Source organism: Pollutibacter soli (assembly GCA_029269725.1).
Classification (GTDB): domain Bacteria; phylum Bacteroidota; class Bacteroidia; order Chitinophagales; family Chitinophagaceae; genus Pollutibacter; species Pollutibacter soli.
The window spans coordinates 220,276-242,805 of sequence record JARJHS010000004.1; the positions used below are offsets into that span (position 1 = coordinate 220,276).

Below are 22,530 nucleotides of genomic sequence, written 5' to 3' on the forward strand. Positions count from 1 at the left end.
AATTGTTATCTTCCTGTAGATCTAATTTTCAGGACCCTCAACAATTGCTTTATGCTGGAAGAACTTATAAAAATGGTGACCCGTCAGGGTCAGAGCGACATTGTTCAGAACTCTTCAATCCCCAATCAGTACAATAACGAAATCATCGGTGAAGCAGGTAGTTCGATTTTCAACGGGCTGCAAGGCATGCTTGCCAATGGCGGCCTTTCACAAATACTAAGGTTACTCGGCGGCTCTGGTGCAGGCTCCGGTGGCGGAATTGGTGGTTTATTAAACAATCCTGTCGTACAGCAGATCATACAATCTTTCGCAGGAAAGTTGACCAATCAGTACAATCTCAGCCCTGCAGTAGCACAGAATGTGGGTGCTTCATTGATACCCCAGGTACTAAGCAATTTTGCCCAGCGTGTGAGCGACCCTAACGATTCCACCATTGACATGAATGCTGTTATCGGTTCTCTCACCGGTGGAAATGTCAGCGGCACAGATTTCAATCAGCTGGCATCCAGGTTAGGAGGAGCAAGCGGTGATGTTGATGGTGACGGCGATGTGGATTTACAGGATATCATTGCTTCGGTTTCAGGAGCTGCTCAAAAAGAGCAAAACTCTGGCAATAATATCATGGATATGATTGGTGGTTTACTTAGATAAATCGGATAAGCTGATCAATCTTTTATCTTCCTGAATTGAAAAAATACCCAAAGGTCAGTCCGAAATATTTGTTACTGTATTTGGTTTCAGGAATGTTTGAAAGGTTGGCCAGCCCGTAAGAATATGAAGCTTTGAGGTAAGAGCCATATCCAAGTTTATACCCAAGCGAAGCTTGAACACCATAATCAAACGGTTTGATGTCATTTACATCCTTTCCGAATTTAATAATGGTTTCTTCAACTTCAGGACTTGGGTCAACCTGGTAAGTGATTTTGTTCTTCGCTTTGATACCCATGGCTGCATATGGTCCGCCACCTACGAAGAAATGGCCGTTGCCGAGATTGAAGTAGAATAGCAGACTTAAAGGCAATTCAACATAATGTGTTGTATGTGTACCCTTAACACTCACAGGGATAGCCGAAGACTGATCAGTGCCTGTGAATTTGAAACCTTTGGCAATGTAATTCAGCTCAGCCATAATACTGAGTTTGTCAACCAGGTTCACACCAGCCATGCCGCCGATGATCGGGCCAAGCCGGTAGTCCTGTGAAATAAATTTGATATTGCTGTTGGACTGGGTACGTGCAAGTGAGAAACCACCCTGAACGCCGAACTTAACCTGTTGAGCCAGAGCGAAAACGGGTAAAAGGATAAGTAAAAAAAGGTAAACTTTCTTTTTCATAGCTATTGGATTTTTTTTGGATGTGGCTGACGCCAGTACCAATAACGCAGAATTTCAATTTCTATTGAAAAAGGCTTTAGCATTTCCTTAAGAAAGCTGATACAACGGAAAAGCGTCCAATATACACTTATAGATAGTAACGCGAATGTGATAAGAAAAGAGGAGATGGAGATAAAAGAAATGAGGGGTGATGACGTTTTAAGTGAAGAAGAGCCTTTATCAATTCATTAACAAAGCACCCCGGAACCTTGGCACCTGATTTGCGTTTTATATAAAAACAGAATATAAACTTTTTCTCATAAGCAGTTAGTTTTGGTTACGGCCCCTATTTCCATAGGGGCTTATTTTTTTCTATAGGTCAACCAAAATACAATGGCTGCGATTACTGCTCCTAAAGAGTCAGCAATGACGTCTCCGAAGTCAAAGTCCCTGCTGGTGAAGTACTTCTGATAATATTCCATCCCCAGTCCATAAATTATCGTAATGACAAGAATGACAAGAACAGTTTGAAATCCTGTCCGTGCAGGTGCTTTTTTGGCAGCATACCAACAGGCCCAAAACCATAAGAAAAAGCCAAAAAGGATGCAGTGAACAATCTTGTCGAAATCACTGATATCAAAAAGCTGCTCTTCCGGAATGCTTTCCTGTGGAATCACCAGTAAGATAAAAATGATGATTGTCCACGCTATCGCGATCCAAACAGACTGACTCAGTTTTTTGAATATGACAATCAGATTATGCACCCGTAAGCGACTGATAAGCAGCAGAATCGAGGAGGTTCGCAAAATCTGCCGGGTCGTCTACCTTCATTTTTATCATCCAGCCGTCCCCATACGGGTCCTGGTTTACTTTTTCAGGCGCATTATCAAGTGAAGAATTTTTTTCTGTGATGGTGCCAGTCAATGGTAGATAAAGATCGCTCACCGTTTTCACTGCTTCCACGGTACCAAATACTGATTCGGCAGCAAGATGCTGACCGATAGTGTCAATATCAACATACACAATATCTCCGAGCTCACCCTGTGCAAAATCAGTAATGCCGATTGTTGCTATATCTCCTTCGAGGGAAATCCATTCATGATCTTTTGTATAACGCAAATTGGCGGGGAAATTCATTTCATCAATTTTAGGAATGCAAGAATAATAATTTCTCGCGAATGAGAACCGAAATCTATTGCTAAAGCTTTAGCAAAGACATTATTTTTTTCTTTTTACGAGTTTTATGGTAACGATCCGAACATCGTCGATCGGTTTATAATTAGTAGAAGGACCGGATGTAGGTACTGCAGCGATAGTTTCCACCACTTCATAGCCGGAAATAATTTCCCCGAAAACGGTGTAATTCTGGTCAAGATGGGGCGTTCCGCCAACAGTCTTGTATACCTGCCTTTGCGTCTCCGGAATTTTTTTTCCTTTTAACCTGTAAGTCTCCACAGAGTCAAGTCCTGCATCTGTAAACACCTTACCCTGTACGAGATAAAACTGGCTTCCACTGCTCGCCTTTAGCGGATTTACATCATCGCTTGTTCGCGCTGCGGCAATGACGCCTTTTTTATGATATAATCCCAGGCGGAACTCAGCAGGCACCGTGTAGCCAGGATCTCCTTCGCCGGCTTTTGTTTCCGGCGTCATCCTTTTAGTAGTAGGATCACCAGCCTGTATCATAAAATTCTGGATCACCCGATGAAAAATAATACTGTCATAAAAATGAGATTTAACAAGCCGGATGAAATTATCCCGATGCAGTGGTGTACTATCAGAAAGCCTTATGATAATAACGCCTTTTGTCGTCACCATTTCCACATCTTTTTTGCGATCTTTCTTCTTCACTTTAATATTCTGTTGTGCATTAACAACAAAGCCGAGGCAGAAGAAAAATGTGAGAAAAAGAAGTGCAGATTTACTTGACTGGTAACATCTCATTGTTCAAAGAAATTGGTTGTTCTGGAAATAAAGTAAAATAAAGTCCTTCATGAAATTTTCCTGTTGGTACAAAGGCATCGATGGGATTTCTTTCAATTGTTTATAGTGTGGCCATCCGTCGCGATCCACTCCTTCAAGCTCATAATATCCCCCTGAAGACAAAACCGTACATACGGCGACGTGCATCAGATCCTGTTTTTGCTCCTTCGTAAATTTTCTTGAATCACCGCCAAGCTCCTGGATACCAATCAGGAAAAGAATGGCTTCCATATCCGGCTTTTTGGTAAAACGTTCCATGAGTTTTTCTTCCAGTTTCCACCAACGCGCCTGTAAATCATCCTGTATTTGCATGGGCGCAAAATTAATCATTATAAGCTGTAGGGACGCCATGCATGGCGTCCCTACAGCTTATATTTGCAAAAATCTTGAATAAATGCTGCAGGTTAATTTTTTACGACAGAACAGGGATTTGGCTATACAGAAATTGAGTATCCGGAACTTTAAAGATATCGACCTGGTTGACCAGGTAATATCAGCTGATGATAAACGTAAAAAATTGCAGACCACTGTTGACGAATTACTTGCAAAAAGAAACTCTTTATCCAAAGAGATTGGTGCATCAATGGCAAAAGGTCTTAAAGAGGAAGCAGAGGAAAAGAAGAAACTGGTAGCCGATTTGAAGACTGATATTGAGAAAGCTGAAAAGCAACTGATCGAAACCGGCGCTGAATTACAAAATCTTCTGGTAAGAATTCCCAATCTTCCTTCCGATAAAGTGCCAGCGGGAAAAACGCCTGAAGACAATGTCAATATTAAAGAAGGTGGATCAAAGCCGATTTTGGCTCCGGATGCTGTTCCTCATTGGGAGCTCACAACAAAATACAGTCTTATCGATTTTGAACTTGGAAATAAAATAACCGGAAGCGGTTTTCCTGTTTATAAAAATAAAGGAGCAAAACTTCAGCGCGCGTTGATTCAGTATTTCCTCGATTACAATACGGCTGCAGGATATATTGAATACGAGCCGCCATTTATGGTCAATGAAGATTCTGCTTACGGTACCGGTCAGTTGCCCGATAAAGAAGGACAGATGTATCATGCGGTAGCTGATAATTTCTATTTGATACCGACTGCTGAAGTACCGCTGACTAATATTTATCGTGATGAAATTGTGAACGAATCTTTGTTACCGATAAAGATGACTGCATATACTCCATGTTTTCGTCGCGAGGCCGGCAGTTATGGAAAAGATGTACGTGGGTTAAATCGTCTTCACCAGTTTGATAAAGTGGAAATTGTTGAGCTTGTACATCCTGATAAAAGTTACGAGGTGCTGGAAACAATGGTTCAGCATATCGAAAAGCTTTTGCAAAGTCTAGAATTACCCTATCGGATTTTAAAACTTTGTGGTGGCGATATGGGATTTACTTCTGCTCTGACATATGATTTTGAAGTATACAGCGCGGCACAACAAAAATGGCTGGAGGTAAGTTCGGTTTCAAATTTCGAAACATTTCAAACAAACAGGATGAAGATCCGTTTCCGCGATGGTCAGGGTAAAATCCATTTGGTCCATTCACTGAATGGCAGTTCCATGGCTCTTCCCCGTATTGTTGCAGCGCTGCTTGAAAACAATCAAACAGCCGAAGGGATACGGTTGCCTGAAGTATTGTATAACTATTTCGGTACAACGATCATCAACTAAACCTGGCAGGTTTAAGACCTCCCAGGTTTATAAGACCTCCCAGGTTTATAAGACCTCCCGGGTCTTAAACTTGAAGGTATTTGTGTCGAGGGTTACATAAATTGACTATAAGGTGCTGAAAATCATCTCTTTCTCCAACTTAATGACTGAGCTTATTCAAACATAATTCCAATTGATTCTATCATTCAGGCCACTAGAGCCCCTTGTTCGCAGCGAAATATGGGATTTAATCTACCCAACCTGGGAGGTCTAAGACCTCCCAGGTTGGGGTAAGCGTTTGATTAAAAATCGGAGTGAAATCTTCTAAATGACCCACTTCGCCGAATTTACGATTGAGGTGTTAAAAAGGGCATAAAGTACTATGAACCTATAAGTTTGGTTTTAAAGTAAGCGTTTACAACTCTTGTAGTCGCGAAGAACCTGGCAGGTCTTAGACCTGCCAGGTTTGTTGCTGGCTCGGATTAAACCAAACGCATCGCAATTCGTCGAAACTTCTGAATGCAATTCCGTCAAATGAATTCCCAAAAGAATCAGCAGCATCTGTTGTGGCGCGCAGGCTTTGGCCCCTCTTTCCAAGATCTCCATTACCCAGGTAATAAATCACCTCAGGACATTTATAAAGATTTATTTCAAAAATCACAAGGGGAGTTACAACAGCTCATTGTTGTCACTGCTACTTCACTTGGAATTGAAAAGGGCGAAATGATGCGGTCTGGAATAAACACATTGACCAATGAACAAAAAGCAAAACTGAGAAAACTGAATCGGGAAGGATTCAAAAAATTAAATCTCCTGTGGTTGGATGAAATGACCAACAGTCCGGCACAATTAAGAGAGAAAGTTGCACTTTTCTGGCATGGGCATTTTGCGTGCAGGGTGAATAATATTCTTCACCAACAGGAACTACTTCATATTATTCGTACACATGCATTAGGGGATTTTAAAACACTACTCATTGAAGTTTCCAAAAGTGCAGCGATGCTTTCTTTTCTGAATAATCAGCAAAACAGGAAGAAAAAGCCCAACGAAAATTTCGCGCGTGAATTAATGGAACTTTTTACTCTCGGTCACGGAAATTATACTGAACAGGATGTGAAGGAAAGTGCGCGCGCATTTACGGGCTGGGGTTTTAAACCGGGTGGTGAATTTGTTTTCAGGGCTGCACTGCATGATGGCGACCAAAAAACATTTCTCGGTGAAAGTGGGAACTTTTCCGGTGAGGATATCATTGCAATTATTTTGAAACAAAAACAAACGGCAAGATTCATTACAGAAAAGGCAATCGGCTTTTTTGCAGGCTCAATACCTTCTGAAAAAATAGTTCAAAAAATCAGTGATGATTTTTATTCATCATCTTACTCAATACCGGTATTACTGGCATCCATTTTTACTTCCACCTGGTTTTATGAAGAAAAGATTTCGGGAAATAAAATTAAGTCACCTGTCGAATGGATTATCGGAATACGCAGGACGATAAATCTGGATGAAAGTCAGAAAGACTGGCAGTTGATCATGCAAAAACTTTTGGGACAGGTAATCTTTTTCCCTCCCAATGTTGCAGGATGGCCGGGAGGTACTAACTGGATTGATAGTTCAACTTTGATGTATCGCTTACGGTTTCCCATTCTGTTGAATGGAAATACTGTTGATCTGGGAAATCCTAAAAACGATGATGACCTGGAAATGGGAAGACCTGCTAATGTCGAAAAAATAAAATCGGGCAGTAATGGCATAAGTAATAAACTCTCTCTTCATGCTGACTGGGTTGCATACACGAAGCACTTCGAAATGATTTCAAGGGACAAACTGATGAATGCTGTCAGATCATCAATACTAATCAAAGATCATTTAGACCAGGCCGTACTTGAAAAGCATGTAAACAGAAGTTCACGCGAAGAATATATTCGTTCGCTGACTATTAAACTGATGAGTACTCCGGATTACCAGCTTTGTTGAGTTCAAACGATTTAAAAACGCAACGGCAATGAAAAGAAGAAAGTTTTTAGAAGGATCGGCGTTGTTTACCGGCTCTATACTGGTACCCCGGTTTTTGAAAGCCTGGGAACAACCAGGAATAGAAAAGGACGGACAAAAGGTTTTGGTGATCATTCAGTTATCTGGCGGAAACGATGGCCTGAACACCGTGATCCCGGTGCGCAATGATATCTATTATAAATCAAGACCCGGTATTGGAATTAAACCTGCCGATGCTCTGTCGTTGAATGACGAAGCTTCCATACATTCATCTTTACCCGCATTCAGGGAATTGTACAACGAAGGCAGCCTTGCTATTCTTAGCAATGTCGGATACCCGAACCCTGATCGATCGCATTTCCGTAGTATGGATATATGGCATAGTGCGAGTGCAAGTAATGAGTATTTAACAACAGGATGGCTGGGTCGCTATCTCGATGCGATGTGTAGTGGATGTGATCACCCCTCTCAGATACTCGAACTTGATGATACACTTGGACTCGCGTTAAAAGGCAAATGGAATAAGGGAATCGCATTGAGGGATCCAAAGCGTTTGTTCAATACTGCGCGTGACAGGTTTTATGAAGAACTTGCAACCACTGCCAATGTTCCTCAACTGGAATCAGCTGCTGCATATCTCTACAAGACGATGGCATCAACAGTTTCAACCGCAGGATATATTTTTGAACAAAGCAAACTCCGACCTTCATCTCATACATATCCACAAACAAAACTGGGTCAGAGTCTTAAACATATTTCCGGACTGATCAACAGTGATATCAATACAAAAGTTTATTACGCAGAAATAGGAAGCTTCGATTCTCATGCCGGACAGGCAAGTTTGCAACAGAGATTGTTTAAAGATTTGAATGATGCTGTAGCAGCATTTACATCCGATTTAAAAAAGCAAAACAGGTTTGATAATGTATTGCTATTTACCTTTTCCGAATTCGGGAGAAGGGTTGCACAAAATGCCAGTAATGGTACAGATCATGGTACAGCAAATAATATGTTTTTCATTGGAGGCGGATTGAAACAAAAGGGCTTTATCAATGCAATGCCAGACTTACAGAACCTCCAGGATGGCGATCTGAAATACAACGTGGACTTCCGTGATGTTTATGCAATTGTATTAAGACAATGGTTGAGTGCAGACGATAAAGGAATTCTCAATCGTTCATCAAATTATCTTCGGTTTATCTGATCAGGTATTTCTTTTTAAAGCAACACGATATAAAGTAAATGCCATTATTGCAAATGCAAGTGTGCCGAGGGCAAAATATCCGTTTATTCCCAGCGATTCCGTTAATTGGTGTTCGACACTGATTTTTTGCAGAGATTTATTCACGGAATCTTTTGCAAATAAAAATGCAATAATAACACCTGCCAATGCACCGCCTGCAACAAGCCCGGTAGCGAAAAGATTTCCTTTACGTAGATCTTCTTCTTCCTCTTCAGCGGCATGGATCTTTTTAAATCTGCGATCGACAACGCCACGGATCGCTCCACCCACAAATATGGGAAGTGTTGTTGCCAATGGCAGATAAATACCAATAGCAAAACTTAACGCTTTAATACCACAAAGCTCCATGGTTATCGCGATAGCCACACCCACAAGTACAAACTGCCAGTCAAGGTTAAACGATAATATCCCCTTGATCAAGGTTGCCATAAGTGTTGCCTGTGGCGCAGAATATTTGTCAGTACCAATGGCATGCTGAATGCCCTGCTTCAGCATTTCAGCAGTTGGTGTGTCCAGGATTTTTACAGTAAACCCTATCGCGATGGACGATACGATCGCACCAATGAACAATGCCATCTGCTGATACTTTGGTGTCGCTCCAACCAGAAATCCTGTTTTCAGATCCTGTGATGTAGTACCGGCATTTGCAGCAGCAATACAAATCATTCCACCAACAACCAGCGCCATGGGTTCATAAACTTTACCAGTCCATCCAATCGCAATAAATACAAGACATGTACCCATAATCGTAGCGATGGTCATTCCTGAGATCGGATTATTTGAAGATCCGATCAGACCGACTATTCGTGACGAAACTGTAACGAAGAATGCACCGAAAATTACAACCAGTACACCGAGCAGAAGTTTGCTGAAAATGGTATCCCCCGGCACCTGCGGAAGTATTGTCATCAATAAAACCAGCACGATACTTCCGATACCTACAATTTTTATGGAAAGATCTCTTTCTGTTCTTTTGGTTTCAACTGCAACAGTATTGTTTCGGTCTTTTAATGAACCTACACTTCCTTTGAAAGATGCTATAATCGTCGGTATTGTTTTGAATAATGTGATAAACCCGCCTGCTGCTACTGCTCCCGCGCCAATCTGCCTGACATATGCCCGATATATAGCTACTGAATAATCATTAAACGTATGTGTTAAGGGATCCCAGCCACCCTGGCCGCCAGGCGTATTAATATCTTTGAGATAACCGAGTTTGATCAACTGAAGTGCGATAGTATCTGCGGGAACAACAGATGCCAATAACGGATTAAATACAAACCATGTCAGTACACTGCCGGCTACAAGTATACCTGCTATTTTTGGACCGATGATATATCCTACGCCAAGGTATTCCGGCGTTATTTCACCGCTGATTTTTGCTGATGGAAAATATTTATTTGTTTGTTTTGTAATATAGAAAGGGGTTTCAGCGATGAGATGAACTATTTTTTGAAGAAATGCATAAATGAACGCGAATCCCAATCCTAAGAATGCTGTCTTCGCAAAATCTCCTCCTTTTTCCCCCGCTTTCAGTACAGAAGCGCAGGCCGTTCCTTCGGGATAAGGCAAAGCTTCATGTTCTTTCACTATCAATGCTCTTCGCAAAGGGATCATCATTAATGTACCGAGTACACCACCAAATACAGCAAGTGTTAGTATCGTCACATAATTAAAGTATTCACCACTGCTTTTTTCGCTGAGAAATAAAAACCCGGGCAATGTAAACACAACTCCCGCTGCAATACTTTCTCCTGCAGATCCTGTCGTTTGTATAATATTGTTTTCGAGTATGGTAGTACGTAAGAACAGCTTACTTAAAGCGATGGCGATTACGGCGATAGGTATGGATGCTGAAACTGTAAGACCCGCTTTCAAAGCAAGATATACTGTAGATGCACCGAAGATGATTCCAAATGCTGAACCCACGAGCACGGCTTTCAGCGTGAATTCTTTCATGTTTACTTCCGGAGCAACAAAGGGCCTGAAGGTTTTGTCTGACATAGCGCTGTTTTGGTTGTAAAAGAAAGATAGGAAAAAGTCTGTAGTTGATAGTCAGGAGTTGAATAACGACAAACGCCGAAAGCCCAGCCACATGATCAACATAAATTCAGATGACGGAACTATATTTTCTTTGCAGGAAAAGGGTATGCCTTCTCCCTGCAGAAAAACCTCTTGCCCGGCCGTTTCCTCCTGCCTTCTGCCTCTTTACTCCTGCCTGTATCACCTCATGCCATGCATCTTCCTCAATAACCATTTCACCAATACAAAAAGTACGAATGAAGCAATGGCCGACATCACAACAAACAGCATGAAAAAATCATACAGTGTATGAATCTGAAATCCCAGAAACGAAGAATAAGATGTTGGTATTTCCAGGTTTGTGAGTTTCTCTGTTAGTTCGGGAGTAAGCGCAATTTTTTTATCAAGAATAGATTGAAGATCGATTCCCGCATCAGAAGCTTTTTTTAATTCAGCCGGGCCGGGCGGATACAACGCACTCAGTTTTCCTGCAAATACATTTGCGGCAGCATTGGCCATAAACCAAACTGCCATCAGCAGCGAGGCGAATTTGATTGGCGCGAGTTTGTTTACCAATGATAATCCGATGGGAGATAAGCAAAGCTCACCCCAGGTATGCAGGGCATACATGACTGTAAGCCACATCATACTCACCTTTACATTGGGAGCAACATCTTTTACACCATAAGCAATCCAGAGATAACCTGCTGCAACAAGAAAAAGACCGATGGCCATTTTTGCGGGAGAACTGGGTTCGAGTTTCCTGCTTCCCAGTTTTAACCACATCCAGGCGAACAGCGGAGCAAATATCAATATGAAAAATGAATTAATGGATTGAAACCAGCTGGGCGGTACGTTATAATCAATAGCATTGATGTGCAGATTGGTTTGTTCAGCCGCAAAAAATGCAAGGGAAGCACCGGTTTGTTCATATGCGCTCCAGAAAAAAACGACGAAAAATGAAACCACAAAAATAGCAATCACCCTGTCACGTTCGATTTTGGTAAGTGTTTTATCTGAAAAAATAACATAAAGAATAATCGCCAGGGAAACGAGTAATAACCAGGATATGCTCAGTATGTTATTTGCATGGAGATACAATAAACCCATGGCAAAAGCAATCAGGCCGAACAGCCCTAGCATAACAGGGAAGGATACACGACTTTTCAGAGGTGACGGATGATTGACCATGTGTTCCGGTGTATCGCCAACAGGTTTGTTTTCCGGGGAGATGATGTATTTTTTCTGGAAGATCTTCAGCGTTATCACACTCAGTACCATGGCTATTGAACCGGCAAGAAATCCCCATTTGAAATCGGCGGGATCGCCGGTGTTTCCTACAAGACCACAAATAAACGGCCCCAGCATACCACCGACATTTATTCCCATATAAAAGATGGTATAGGCAGAATCCGATCTTCTGTCGCCTGGATAATATAACTGACCCACCATGGAAGATATGTTCGGCTTAAAGAAACCATTGCCCGCAATCATTCCTCCAAGACCTATATAAAATAACCAGGTGGACATTTCCGGAGAGCTGTGATATGTACTCGCACAAACAAATAATACGAGCTCGGCAATAGCCATTACAATTCCACCGAAAACAATCGATCTTTTGTTTCCCCAGTATCGGTCTGCAAAATAACCACCAATCAGTGGTGTGAGGTATATCAGACTTGTATAACCGCCATACAGAACCGAAGCAAAGGGTTTGGCGTACATCAGCGCATCTGTCATGAAATAGATCAGGATAGCACGCATCCCATAGTAATTAAATCTTTCCCACATTTCAATCCCGAACAAAACATATAGGCCGGCAGGGTGCCCTTTGGATTCCGTCTTACTCATGGGGTTCTGTTTATTAACGCATTAATATTTTTGGCTAAGGAATAGCGGCTAAAGTAAGGATTTATTTTCTCTGGAAGTCACAGCCATTCGTCACAAAAAAAGCGTTTAAAGAACTGTCGGATAACTAAATTCGCAATTCTGATAACCCGCATATCGAAATTTGCCGGTTTAGAAAAAGCTGAAAGCACACATTTGAAATTTTCTGTATGAATATCCTTTTGCTGGGTGCTGGTGGTCGCGAACATGCGCTGGCCTGGAAGATCGCTCAAAGCCCCCTTACTTCTGCTCTGTTTATTGCACCCGGTAATGCGGGTACTGCGTTGTGTGGTACCAATGTAGCTGTAAATCCTACTGATTTTGAGGCTGTCAAAAATCTCTGCGTTTCAAACGGAATTGACATGGTGATTGTTGGTCCCGAAGAACCGTTGGTTAAGGGGATCTATGATTTTTTTGCTGCTGATGCAGATCTCAAAACTATTCCTGTCATCGGGCCATCCGGGGAAGCAGCAATGCTTGAGGGAAGCAAGGCATTTGCAAAAAGATTCATGAACCGTCATAATATTCCAACGGCTGGTTATAAGGAATTTGATAATGAAAACTATACTGAAGGGGTAAGTTACCTCACTGAACACAGTTTGCCAATAGTATTAAAAGCTGATGGACTCGCAGCAGGAAAAGGAGTAATCATTGCACAAAATCATGTGGAAGCGATGGCTGAGTTCGAGTTGATGCTTCAGCAGGCAAAGTTCGGGGATGCAGGTAAAAAAGTAGTGGTAGAGGAATTTCTGAGAGGTGTTGAGTTAAGTGTATTTGTATTAACTGACGGTAAAGACTACCTGATACTTCCCGAAGCTAAGGATTATAAGAAAATAGGAATTGGTGATACTGGTCTCAATACCGGAGGAATGGGTGCTGTAAGTCCTGTGCCTTTTGCCGATGAGCTGTTTATGAAAAAAGTAAAGGAACGCATTATTGAGCCGACAATAAAAGGTCTTCAACAGGATCAGCTGGATTACAAAGGTTTTGTATTTATCGGGTTGATCAGCGTGGATAATGAACCTTATGTAATTGAATACAATTGCAGGCTTGGTGATCCTGAAACAGAGGTTGTGCTGCCGCGTATCAAAAATGATTTAGTTGAAATTTTTGACGCGGTTGCAAAAACGAAGCTGAAAGACATAAAACTTGAAATTGATGAGCGTGCTGCGGCTACGGTGATGGCTGTGAGTGGAGGCTATCCCGGGAATTATGAGACCGGTTTTGAAATTGACGGCCTGGATGTGTTGAATGAGGATGATGTTTTGGTTTTTCATGCGGGAACGACAGTCGACGGCGAGAAAATACTGACCAAAGGGGGCAGGGTTTTAACTGTTACAGCTTACGGAGCCGGAATTCCGGAGGCCGTGAGAAGAGCATTGAAAATACTGGAGTTTATCAGTTTTGAAGGCATGTATTACCGAAAGGATATCGGGTTTGAGTTTAAACACGGGGAAGAAAATTAAAGTTCTTTTATTCCTTCTGATATTTCGTTTGAGATCTAATCTGGTCAAGTCTTGTTTGTGTGCCGGACTTGTTCAAACCGACATTTAAATTATTGTTGACCTAAAGTAAATAAACTCAACAATTTGTCGTTGTTATTCGGATAATTTGCATCAATTTTGCTGCCATTACACTCAAAAACCAATATCAGGAGAGAAAATGGGACTGTTTAACTGGTTTACCCAAGAAATTGCGATTGATTTAGGAACAGCCAATACCCTTATCATTCATAACGACGAGATTGTAGTAAACGAACCTTCGATAGTTGCACTGGACCGCAACAACCCCAAGACAGTACTTGCCGTAGGTAAAAAAGCGCTCATGATGCACGAAAAAACACATGAGAGTATCCGTACGGTCAGGCCGCTCAAAGATGGTGTTATCGCCGATTTCAACGCTGCAGAGTTAATGATCAGGGAGATGATCAAAATGATCTATCCTAAAAAACCATTATTCCCGCCCAGCTGGAGAATGATGATCTGTATACCGTCAAGTATTACCGAGGTAGAAAAAAGGGCTGTACGTGACAGTGCCGAACAGGCAGGAGCGAAAGAAGTGTATCTTTTGCATGAGCCAATGGCTGCGGCACTGGGTATCGGTATCGATGTAGAAGAACCTGTAGGAAACATGATCATTGATATCGGCGGTGGAACAACAGGTATTACTGTGATCGCCCTGGCGGGTATCGTCTGTGATCAGTCGATACGTATTGCGGGTGATGAGTTCACTGCAGATATCATGGAAGCACTTCGCCGTTATCACAGCTTGCTGATCGGTGAAAGAACTGCTGAGCAGATCAAGATCCAGATCGGTGCAGCGATGAAAGACCTGGAAATTCCGCCAGATGACATTCCTGTAAATGGCCGCGATCTTGTAACCGGTATACCCAAGCAGATCATGGTGAGCTACCAGGAAATCGCTGAAGCGCTGGATAAATCCATTTTTAAAATCGAAGAAGCCATCCTGAAAGCACTGGAAACAACTCCTCCCGAACTGGCAGGTGATATCTACCGTCGTGGTTTGTACCTCACCGGTGGTGGAGCATTGCTGAAAGGCCTGGACAAAAGATTAAGTCAAAAAATCAAATTACCTGTTCATATTGCTGACGATCCGCTGAAAAGCGTAGTTCGCGGAACAGGCATAGCACTGAAAAATTATCAGCGTTATCCATTTGTGATGCGTTAGAATTTTTCAGCACCGTTTGCGCCATAGCATTAATTCCGAATAAAAAATCCTCTAATCACAGCAGGGAGACCAGATGCGTAATGTTTTTCTATTCATACGCCGGTATTTTAACCTCGTTTTTTTTCTTGCATTGCAGGTTGTTGCCCTGATGATTTTGTTCAGGTTCAATAAATTTCACGAGTCTGTATTCGATGAATTTTCAAATGAGATTACGGGATCGGTCAATTCACGATTTAATTCGGTTGAGAATTATTTCGCATTAAAAAAGGAGAACGAGGCGCTGCGACAGCAGAATGCTGAACTGCTCAATAAATTAAAGGCAGACTTTTCCTGGCCCGATTCGTCGCAACAATTCATTTCTGATACGATACGCATCGATTCACTTGAACAATATCGTAAATTTTTGTTCCTTCCGGCAAAAGTGATCAGTAATTCTGTGAACACTCAACAGAACTACCTCATGTTACAAAGGGGATCAGCTCAGGGTGTTACTCCAAATATGGCTGTGGTTGGTCCATCAGGTATTATCGGAACAGTTGTCAATGTCAGTAAGAATATGAGTGTTGTGATGAGTTTACTTCACCGGCAATCCAAAGTAGTGGCGGTCATGAAAAAAGGCAGTGGCTTTGGAGAAATATCATGGGAAGGATCCAACCCACATTTTGTTACATTAATGAAAGTTCCTAAAACAGTACAGATTCAAAAAGGAGATACAGTGGTAACCAGCCAGTTTTCTGACAAGTATCCGCCAGGATATGTGATCGGAATCGTCGAGGAAGTAGGAAATGATGAAAGTTCGGGCTCTTACAAGCTTAAAGTGAAAACGGCAACTGATTTTTTCAGAATACAAAATGCTTTCGTCGTTAAGAATCTGCAAAGAGAAGAACTGGAAGCACTGGAAAAATCCATTAAAAAGAACTGATGAGCGATCTGCTTAAAAATATTATCCGTTTTTTTGTTTTCATACTTGTCCAGGTATTGATCCTGGATAAGATCAATCCGCTTCATCGGTTTATTACTCCATATCTCTACTTTCTGTTTATACTCTGGCTGCCGTTCAGAATACCGCGGCTGGGATTATCATTGCTGGGCTTTGTTTTCGGATTAACGCTTGATTTTTTTACGCATACACCGGGCCTGCATGCAGCTGCCTGTACCCTGATTGCGTACCTGCGTAGTTTTCTGATTGGTTTATTAAGACCGAAGGAAGCAGTGGAGATCAGTTATGCAGAACCTTCTGTTACCAGCATGGGATTGATGCCTTATGCTACCTACGTATTACTGCTCACGTTTGTTCATCACGCATATCTGGTATTCCTGGAGTTTTTGGAAGTGGGGAATATCCTTTACTTTTTCGGAAAAGTACTTGCTTCCACAGGGATAAGCTTATTATTAATAGCGATTACAGAAATGTTATTTAATCGGAAATCGCGTTATAGAACCAATGTTGCCTGATAATTTTACAATGGCTTTTATCCAATAGTTCAATGTCCGTATTTAATCAATCCAGGCAGAATGTAATCCGGCTGATCATTTTGGCAACTTTTGTCATACTGGTCGTGCGTTTATTTCTATTGCAGGTGCTCTCTCCGGAATTTGAGGCACTGGCAATGAGCAATGCGGTCGATCGTAAAGTGATCTACCCTGATCGCGGAATTATTTTTGATCGCAACGGAAAAGCAATTCTTGAAAATACACTTACACATGACCTCATGATCCTGCCTACACAACTCAAAGGCATTGATACGATAGGGTTGTGCAATATACTTGGTATTGATACTTCGGAGTTCCGTCAGAAACTCATTACTGCAATCATCAAAAACGGACGGTACAGACCATCGGTATTTGAGGCAAGTCTTCCGGTAGCCAAGTTTGTTAAGTTACAGGAAAATATTTATCGTTTTGAACCTGGTTTCTATTTACAGGACAGGCCCATCCGTTCTTATCCTCAAAAAGCAGCTGCACATTTGTTGGGTTATATCGGTGAAGTTGATTCCTCGATTTTACGCCGGACAAATTATTACTACCAGATGGGTGATTATCTTGGACTGACGGGATTGGAAAGATATTATGAATCTATCCTGATGGGCCAACGTGGTATACGTCAGCAGATCAAAGACAATCACAACCGTATTGTTGGCAGTTACAATAATGGGAAGTATGATACTGCTGCTATAGCTGGGCGTAATCTTCGTACTTATCTTGATATCGACATCCAGGTGCTGGCGGAAAAGCTGATGAGTAATAAACTCGGAGCTGTTGTTGCCCTTGAACCTAAAACCGGTGGGATCATTGCCATGGCAAGCGGGCCCTCCTATGATCCGAATCTGCTGACGGGTTCTGAGAGAAGAAGAAATTTTTCATGGCTGCTCACAGATACTGCACGACCATTATTTAACAGGGCAATTCAAGGTGTCTATCCTCCGGGATCTACTGTGAAACCTATGGGCGCAATAATCGCACTTGACGAAGGAGTGATTACACCCAGTTACGGTTATCCGTGCTCGGGAGCTTACTATGGATGCCGCCGTCCTATCAAATGTACTCACGCTGGTGGAGGTCACGCATCTGATCTGCGTCGCGCTTTGGCAAATTCATGCAATTCCTATTTCTCGCATATTTATCGCCTTGCTGTCGACAATCCACAGTTTGATAATATTGATGCAGGATATACCAAATGGAAACAATATGCTAATTCATTCGGACTGGGCGTTCGTCTGGGTGTCGATTTACCAAGTGAGAAAGGTGGTTTGATTGCTGATACATCGTTTTATAATAAGCTTTATCGAAATTCCTGGAACAGTTGTACCAACGTCTTTCTTGGTATCGGACAAGGTGAAATGACTGCAAGCCCTTTACAAATGGCTAACCTGATGTGTATCATCGCCAACGGTGGATACTACTATACACCGCATTTTGTAAAAGAGATTGATGGTAAAGGTGAAGCTGATACCATTCTTAATCCGTTTAAGGTTAAACATGAAGTAACGCACATTCCGAAAGAAGTTTATGAAGTAGTGCAGTTGGGAATGCAGGATGTTGTTGATCATGGTACTGCAAGAATTGCAAAACTGGAGGGAATTAATGTTGCTGCAAAAACAGGCACGGCAGAAAACTTTGGAATCATAAACGGAAAGAGAGAAAAACTCGAAGATCATTCCTGGTTTGTATGTTTCGCTCCAAGAGAGGACCCCAAAATAGCAATAGCCGTAATCGTTGAAAATGCCGGGTATGGTGCTACCTGGGCCGGACCGGTCGCTTCGATTCTTATGGAGAAATTCCTGAATGATACTATCAGAACAGAAAGATTGAAAGAAGTGGAAAGGATTTCAGCGAAAGAAATTATTCTCCCGATAGTGAAACAAAAGAGAATGCGACTTGATTCATTGCGCAGGGTTCGTCTCGCCCTTGAAATGGGTGATAGCTCAGTGCTTCATAATTCATTACCTGCTGCACCTGAAAAACCTACGTTGGACATCAATATTCGTAAGGAGGCACCGCAACAACCTATCAGAAACAATATTCTCCCTAAAAAAGACAGTTCTGATCCAAAAGATAAAAAACCTGATACTTCAAAACCAGTAGCGATACTGACCAATAATGAGCGTAAGAAAACCTGAAATATCAAAAGGTATCGACTGGGTACTTTTCTGGATTTATTTTATCCTGGTGTGTATCGGGATCGTAAGCATTTTTGCTGCAACCTACCGCAACGAAAATATATTACAGGGGTTTATCAGTTTCAGAACCGATTACGGCAAACAAGCATTGTTTTTTGTTTTCAGCCTGATATTAGGAACAGTAATACTATTAACTGACAGTAAATTTTTTACTGCAACAGCAAATTTGTTTTATGCTTTTGGTATCCTGTTGTTACTATTGGTGTTCCCATTTCATACGGAAGTAAAAGGAACGGAATCGATCATCCGTTTTTCGGGATTTCAGATTCAGCCTGCAGAAATATGTAAGATTTTTGTTAATCTGGCTCTTGCCAAATATCTGTCGCGTGTAGAAACTGACTTCAGCAAATTGCGATCACAGCTGATCGCAACGGCGCTGGTACTCACGCCAGCTGTTATCTCAATTATGCAGAAAGAAACCGGTCTGGCACTCGTGTACTTTTCTTTCTTCCTGGTAATGTACCGCGAAGGTTTACCTTCAGCCGTTCTCGTTATCGGTTTTTCGCTGGCTGCTTTGGTGATAGCAACCTTATTGCTGGATCCCAACCATCTGGCGATCTTTCTCACAATAATAGCACTCGCAACTATTTACTTCCTGCGAAAACAGATCAGACGCAACAGGGAATTGCTTGTTCTTATTGGAGCGATCTGGCTTGTGTGCGTGGGAATACAACGATTTGCCGTTCCATTCTTCTTCAACAAAGTTTTGAAACCATACCAGGTTCAACGCATCTATGCAACAGTAGGAAGGGATTTTAAAGTTGATCCCAAAACGATGACTGAGGAGGATATTAAAAAAATTGAAGAGAAGAAAAAAGCGAGTTCATATAATGTCCGCCAGAGTAAAATTGCGATTGGGTCCGGTGGCTTTATGGGAAAAGGTTTGTTGAAAGGAACTCAGACGCGCTACGATTTTGTACCGGAACAGCGAACGGATTTTATCTTTTGTACCGTCGGGGAGGGATTCGGTTTTGCAGGAAGTACCGTATTGCTGATGTTATATCTGTTCATGTTGTTTCGGATCATTTTTATTGCGGAACGTCAGCGAAGCACATTCAGCCGATGCTATGCTTACGGAGTCGCTGCAGTCATCTTCTTTCACGTGATGATCAATATCGGAATGACGGTGGGTCTTGTCCCCGTAATCGGAATTCCGCTACCATTCATGAGCTATGGCGGAACCGCATTGATCACTTTCACCATTCTTGTTTTTATATTAATCCGACTTGACGCTGACCGCCAGATGGTTTTACGTTAAACGTTCAACGTTGGTAACTTTACTTACATTTTATATCATGCAGGTAATTCCACTTTCAGAAGGATCATTTACAATTGACGGCAGCAAGCAATTCATACCATTTGATACAGATGCAGATAATCTGAAGGAGAGAAACCGGGGCAGTCTTTTGGTAGAAATACAATCATTTGTCGTCCGCACGTCAAAAGACCTTTTATTACTCGACACCGGATTAGGATTTCATGATCAGCATGGTGTACTGCAAATACACCAGTTGATGCATGCTGCTGGAATTGATCCACTGGAAATAACAAAAGTATTACTCACTCATCTGCATAAAGATCATGCGGGTGGCGCAGGCATTTTGAATAATGCAACCGGAAAGTTTCAGCCTTCATTTCCTAACGCGACCTATTATATTCATGAGAAGGAATTATCGTTTGCATTAAATAAGGGGCTGCCCTCGTTTATTCCAGATGAATTGGAGTTCCTTGAAAATAACGACCAGGTGGTACTACTTGGCGATCAAGGTACAATTGACGGCTATATTGAATACCAGATCAGTAGTGGTCACAGTCCTTTTCACCAGGTATTCTGGATCAGGGATGGTGACGAAACGATTTTCTTTGGTGGAGATGAAGCACCACAACTTCACCAGATGAAAAATCGTTTTGTAGCTAAATACGATCATGATGGCAAGCGAGCGATGGAACTGCGGCAAAAATGGTGGGAACAGGGAAAGCAGGAGGGCTGGACCTTTTTGTTTTATCATGATCTTAAATCACCCTCATATACAGCTTCCCAGGCAAATGAAATGGCGTCGTAACAGACAGGCTTCTTCATTGTATCTGCGATTTATTTTAATATTAGCTTTTTCTTTTTTATGCACCTTCAGTATTGCACAAAAAAAAAAGAAAACAGATACAACAACAACTGCAGTAATTACAAAAATTACTGATACATCAGTTCAAAAATTAGATGAAAAGAAATTTGCAGCGAGTAACATTGTGTTTCTGCTTGACATCAGTAATAGTATGTCCAGAGATAACAAAATGGTTTTACTTCGAAAATCAATGGAAGTTTTGCTCGTGCGTTTACGTAAGATTGATAAGGTGCACCTGATCAGTTTCGGTAACAGTGTAACCTTACTTTATTCAACCGGTGCGCTTACAACTCCCGACTCACTCACTGCTGTTTTGAAAAGTGTAAGATCAATTGCCTCTGCAACAAATGTAAATGGCGGGATTCAGTATGCATATGAGCTGGCGATGCAACACTTTATTAAAGGCGCTAACAATGAAGTAATGCTGGTGACAGATGGTGAATTTGTATTGAATAAATATACAGTCACACTTGTAAAAGACCATCCGGAAATTCGGTTAACCTCGGTAGTAGTTGGTAAAGATCGTGCTTCGGCAATGGCAGCTGAGTATATCCGGGAAACGCTGCAATTGCCTGTCGTTTCCCTTGTAAATGAAGACTCAGATCTCGAAGAACTACTGAACTACATCAAGAAAAACGCTTCTACCGGTACGGTGTCGGCGAAATAATCATAAACAAAAAAGGCTAGCCCTAGACAGAGCCAGCCGTTGCTAACCTATGAAAAACACCAAGTTAAAATTAGGAAATTAATTCAAATCAACCACCTCTTTTTCCCTGATTAATTTGCTGTCGCTCATTTTGTCGCTTAAGCAATTCTCTTCGGACCAACTGCCTGAATTGATCTACTGCAGGGAAAACTTTATTACTGCGTGAAGCATTGAGAATAGGTATAAACTGATCTCTGTATTTTATCCTGAGATTCAGAATTTTTTGCTGTCTTGATAGTGGATCAGGAATTGATTTATCAGCAACGATGGCTTTTACTTCAGATCTATACCTGTTAAAGATTGGCCAGAATTTTTCTGCCTCTTCCGGGGATAGATTCAATTCTTTTGTGATATAAGCAACTTCCATCGCCTGAATTTTTTTCGAATCATTTCCTTCTGCCTGATCATCTACCTGCGCGAAGCCTGCATAGGACAGACAAATTAATTGCAATAAAATCACTATACGTTTCATCGTTCGGGAATTAGTTGACAGATGTTGAAATGTCTGCCCCAGGGTTATCTTTCATAAATTCTGTTATAGCAGCATCATTCACTGTTTCCAGTAAACTGCCTATAGTATTTTCATTTATATCAAGCAATGCCAGTTCTTCAGATTCGGGTATTGGTGGTGCAGGAAAATCCATATCATCAGTGTTTAAAAAATTTTCCATCGCGCTTATGCTAATGATATCCGGATTTGATTCAGATGTTCCGTTCGATTTAAAAAGAAACAAGGCACCTGTAAAAATAATTCCAATGACTGCTGCTGCTACTGCGAATTTTTTCCAAGTATTCAGGCTGATCAGTTTTCCCGCCGGTTTCTCCTCAACCTTTTCAGGTATGTTCACTTTCAGGTTATTAAAATATCCTTCAGGTGCAGAAAAAGGATTTGTTTTAGGGACGCCTGCAAGGAAAGGGGACAATTCTTTTAATTCAGCATAGATTTCATTTTCTGATTTGACCATTCCGAGCATCCTGTCGGCAAAACTTTCAAAATATCCCTCAGGTACATCAAAAGGAATTACAAGAATATTTTCCGTAGCATTTTTAAGTGCTGAAAATTCACCATTGGGAAATTCGACTTTGAAATTTACTTTCCTGACAAGTTTCAGAACTGAATCAGGAAATTGCTCAAAATAACCAGGCGGAACCCGGTAGGGCATGCTATCGCTGACCTCGGCTACACGGTGGCTGATCGACCTCAATTCGTTCAATATGTCAGCATTATTTTTCATTATTTTTTAGACAG

General features: G+C 41.6%; 21 protein-coding genes. 12 read left to right on the forward strand and 9 right to left on the reverse strand.

Annotated elements, in window-relative coordinates; all coding sequences use genetic code 11:
* The first annotated feature begins 51 nt into the window (after window positions 1-51).
* On the forward strand, window positions 52-651 hold the full coding sequence (locus P2W82_RS11925; RefSeq protein ID WP_336516114.1) for a hypothetical protein: 600 nt from the start codon (window positions 52-54) through the stop codon (window positions 649-651).
* A 22-nt stretch (window positions 652-673) separates the two neighbouring features.
* On the opposite strand, the gene P2W82_RS11930 is transcribed toward P2W82_RS11925, so the two are convergent.
* The 5 genes from P2W82_RS11930 to P2W82_RS11950 all read right to left on the reverse strand — a co-directional run bounded on the left by P2W82_RS11930 (window position 674) and on the right by P2W82_RS11950 (window position 3,607).
* Window positions 674-1,333: a porin family protein gene (locus P2W82_RS11930; RefSeq protein WP_336516115.1), complete on the reverse strand. Its 660-nt coding sequence runs from the start codon at window positions 1,331-1,333 to the stop codon at window positions 674-676.
* Window positions 1,334-1,674: 341 nt separating this feature from the next.
* Window positions 1,675-2,076, reverse strand: a complete 402-nt coding sequence (locus P2W82_RS11935) for a VanZ family protein (protein WP_336516116.1) — start codon at window positions 2,074-2,076, stop codon at window positions 1,675-1,677.
* The gene (gcvH, locus tag P2W82_RS11940) at window positions 2,069-2,449 is read right to left on the reverse strand and encodes a glycine cleavage system protein GcvH (protein WP_336516117.1); all 381 of its coding nucleotides are present in this window, start codon (window positions 2,447-2,449) and stop codon (window positions 2,069-2,071) included. Before gcvH ends, P2W82_RS11935 begins: the two co-directional genes overlap by 8 nt.
* An 81-nt stretch (window positions 2,450-2,530) precedes the next feature.
* A complete protein-coding gene (locus P2W82_RS11945) occupies window positions 2,531-3,256 on the reverse strand; it encodes a peptidylprolyl isomerase (RefSeq protein WP_336516118.1) in 726 nt (241 codons plus the stop codon).
* Between the two features lie 3 nt (window positions 3,257-3,259).
* A complete protein-coding gene (locus P2W82_RS11950) occupies window positions 3,260-3,607 on the reverse strand; it encodes a hypothetical protein (RefSeq protein WP_336516119.1) in 348 nt (115 codons plus the stop codon).
* Window positions 3,608-3,689: 82 nt separating this feature from the next.
* Here P2W82_RS11950 and serS point away from each other — a divergent pair, with 82 nt between their 5' ends.
* From serS to P2W82_RS11965, 3 genes are all read left to right on the forward strand, one after another.
* Entirely contained in the window at window positions 3,690-4,961 is a 1,272-nt protein-coding gene (gene serS / locus P2W82_RS11955; protein WP_336516120.1) for a serine--tRNA ligase, read from the forward strand.
* 513 nt (window positions 4,962-5,474) lie between these two features.
* Entirely contained in the window at window positions 5,475-6,917 is a 1,443-nt protein-coding gene (locus P2W82_RS11960; RefSeq protein WP_336516121.1) for a DUF1800 domain-containing protein, read from the forward strand.
* Window positions 6,918-6,945: 28 nt separating this feature from the next.
* Window positions 6,946-8,139 carry a DUF1501 domain-containing protein gene (locus P2W82_RS11965; protein ID WP_336516122.1) on the forward strand — a complete coding sequence of 398 codons (1,194 nt, stop codon included), beginning with the start codon at window positions 6,946-6,948 and terminating at the stop codon, window positions 8,137-8,139.
* Here P2W82_RS11965 and P2W82_RS11970 read toward each other — a convergent pair whose 3' ends face one another.
* Window positions 8,140-10,182 (reverse strand): OPT family oligopeptide transporter, encoded by a 2,043-nt coding sequence (locus P2W82_RS11970; protein ID WP_336516123.1) that lies wholly within the window; start codon window positions 10,180-10,182, stop codon window positions 8,140-8,142.
* A 219-nt stretch (window positions 10,183-10,401) separates the two neighbouring features.
* Window positions 10,402-12,051, reverse strand: a complete 1,650-nt coding sequence (locus tag P2W82_RS11975; RefSeq protein WP_336516124.1) for a peptide MFS transporter — start codon at window positions 12,049-12,051, stop codon at window positions 10,402-10,404.
* Window positions 12,052-12,257: 206 nt separating this feature from the next.
* Between P2W82_RS11975 and purD the strand changes: the two genes are divergently transcribed.
* From purD to P2W82_RS12015, 8 genes are all read left to right on the forward strand, one after another.
* The gene (gene purD, locus P2W82_RS11980; protein WP_336516125.1) at window positions 12,258-13,553 is read left to right on the forward strand and encodes a phosphoribosylamine--glycine ligase; all 1,296 of its coding nucleotides are present in this window, start codon (window positions 12,258-12,260) and stop codon (window positions 13,551-13,553) included.
* 196 nt (window positions 13,554-13,749) lie between these two features.
* Entirely contained in the window at window positions 13,750-14,775 is a 1,026-nt protein-coding gene (locus P2W82_RS11985; RefSeq protein WP_336516126.1) for a rod shape-determining protein, read from the forward strand.
* A gap of 73 nt (window positions 14,776-14,848) precedes the next feature.
* The gene (gene mreC, locus P2W82_RS11990) at window positions 14,849-15,697 is read left to right on the forward strand and encodes a rod shape-determining protein MreC (protein ID WP_336516127.1); all 849 of its coding nucleotides are present in this window, start codon (window positions 14,849-14,851) and stop codon (window positions 15,695-15,697) included.
* A complete protein-coding gene (gene mreD / locus P2W82_RS11995; RefSeq protein WP_336516128.1) occupies window positions 15,697-16,230 on the forward strand; it encodes a rod shape-determining protein MreD in 534 nt (177 codons plus the stop codon). Before mreC ends, mreD begins: the two co-directional genes overlap by 1 nt.
* Before the next feature lie 32 nt (window positions 16,231-16,262).
* Window positions 16,263-18,395, forward strand: coding sequence for a penicillin-binding protein 2 (gene mrdA, locus P2W82_RS12000; RefSeq protein ID WP_336516129.1), 2,133 nt, complete (start codon window positions 16,263-16,265; stop codon window positions 18,393-18,395).
* Complete coding sequence (gene rodA / locus P2W82_RS12005; protein WP_336516130.1) at window positions 18,376-19,713, forward strand: rod shape-determining protein RodA; 1,338 nt, start codon at window positions 18,376-18,378, stop codon at window positions 19,711-19,713. The genes mrdA and rodA overlap by 20 nt, the downstream gene beginning before the upstream one ends.
* 10 nt (window positions 19,714-19,723) lie before the next feature.
* A complete protein-coding gene (locus P2W82_RS12010) occupies window positions 19,724-20,518 on the forward strand; it encodes an MBL fold metallo-hydrolase (protein ID WP_336516131.1) in 795 nt (264 codons plus the stop codon).
* Window positions 20,502-21,242, forward strand: coding sequence for a VWA domain-containing protein (locus P2W82_RS12015; RefSeq protein WP_336516132.1), 741 nt, complete (start codon window positions 20,502-20,504; stop codon window positions 21,240-21,242). Before P2W82_RS12010 ends, P2W82_RS12015 begins: the two co-directional genes overlap by 17 nt.
* 88 nt (window positions 21,243-21,330) lie before the next feature.
* On the opposite strand, the gene P2W82_RS12020 is transcribed toward P2W82_RS12015, so the two are convergent.
* Together P2W82_RS12020 and P2W82_RS12025 are read right to left on the reverse strand one after the other, a co-directional pair.
* Window positions 21,331-21,753, reverse strand: coding sequence for a hypothetical protein (locus tag P2W82_RS12020; RefSeq protein WP_336516133.1), 423 nt, complete (start codon window positions 21,751-21,753; stop codon window positions 21,331-21,333).
* 10 nt (window positions 21,754-21,763) lie between these two features.
* Entirely contained in the window at window positions 21,764-22,516 is a 753-nt protein-coding gene (locus P2W82_RS12025) for a hypothetical protein (RefSeq protein WP_336516134.1), read from the reverse strand.
* Window positions 22,517-22,530: the final 14 nt, after the last annotated feature.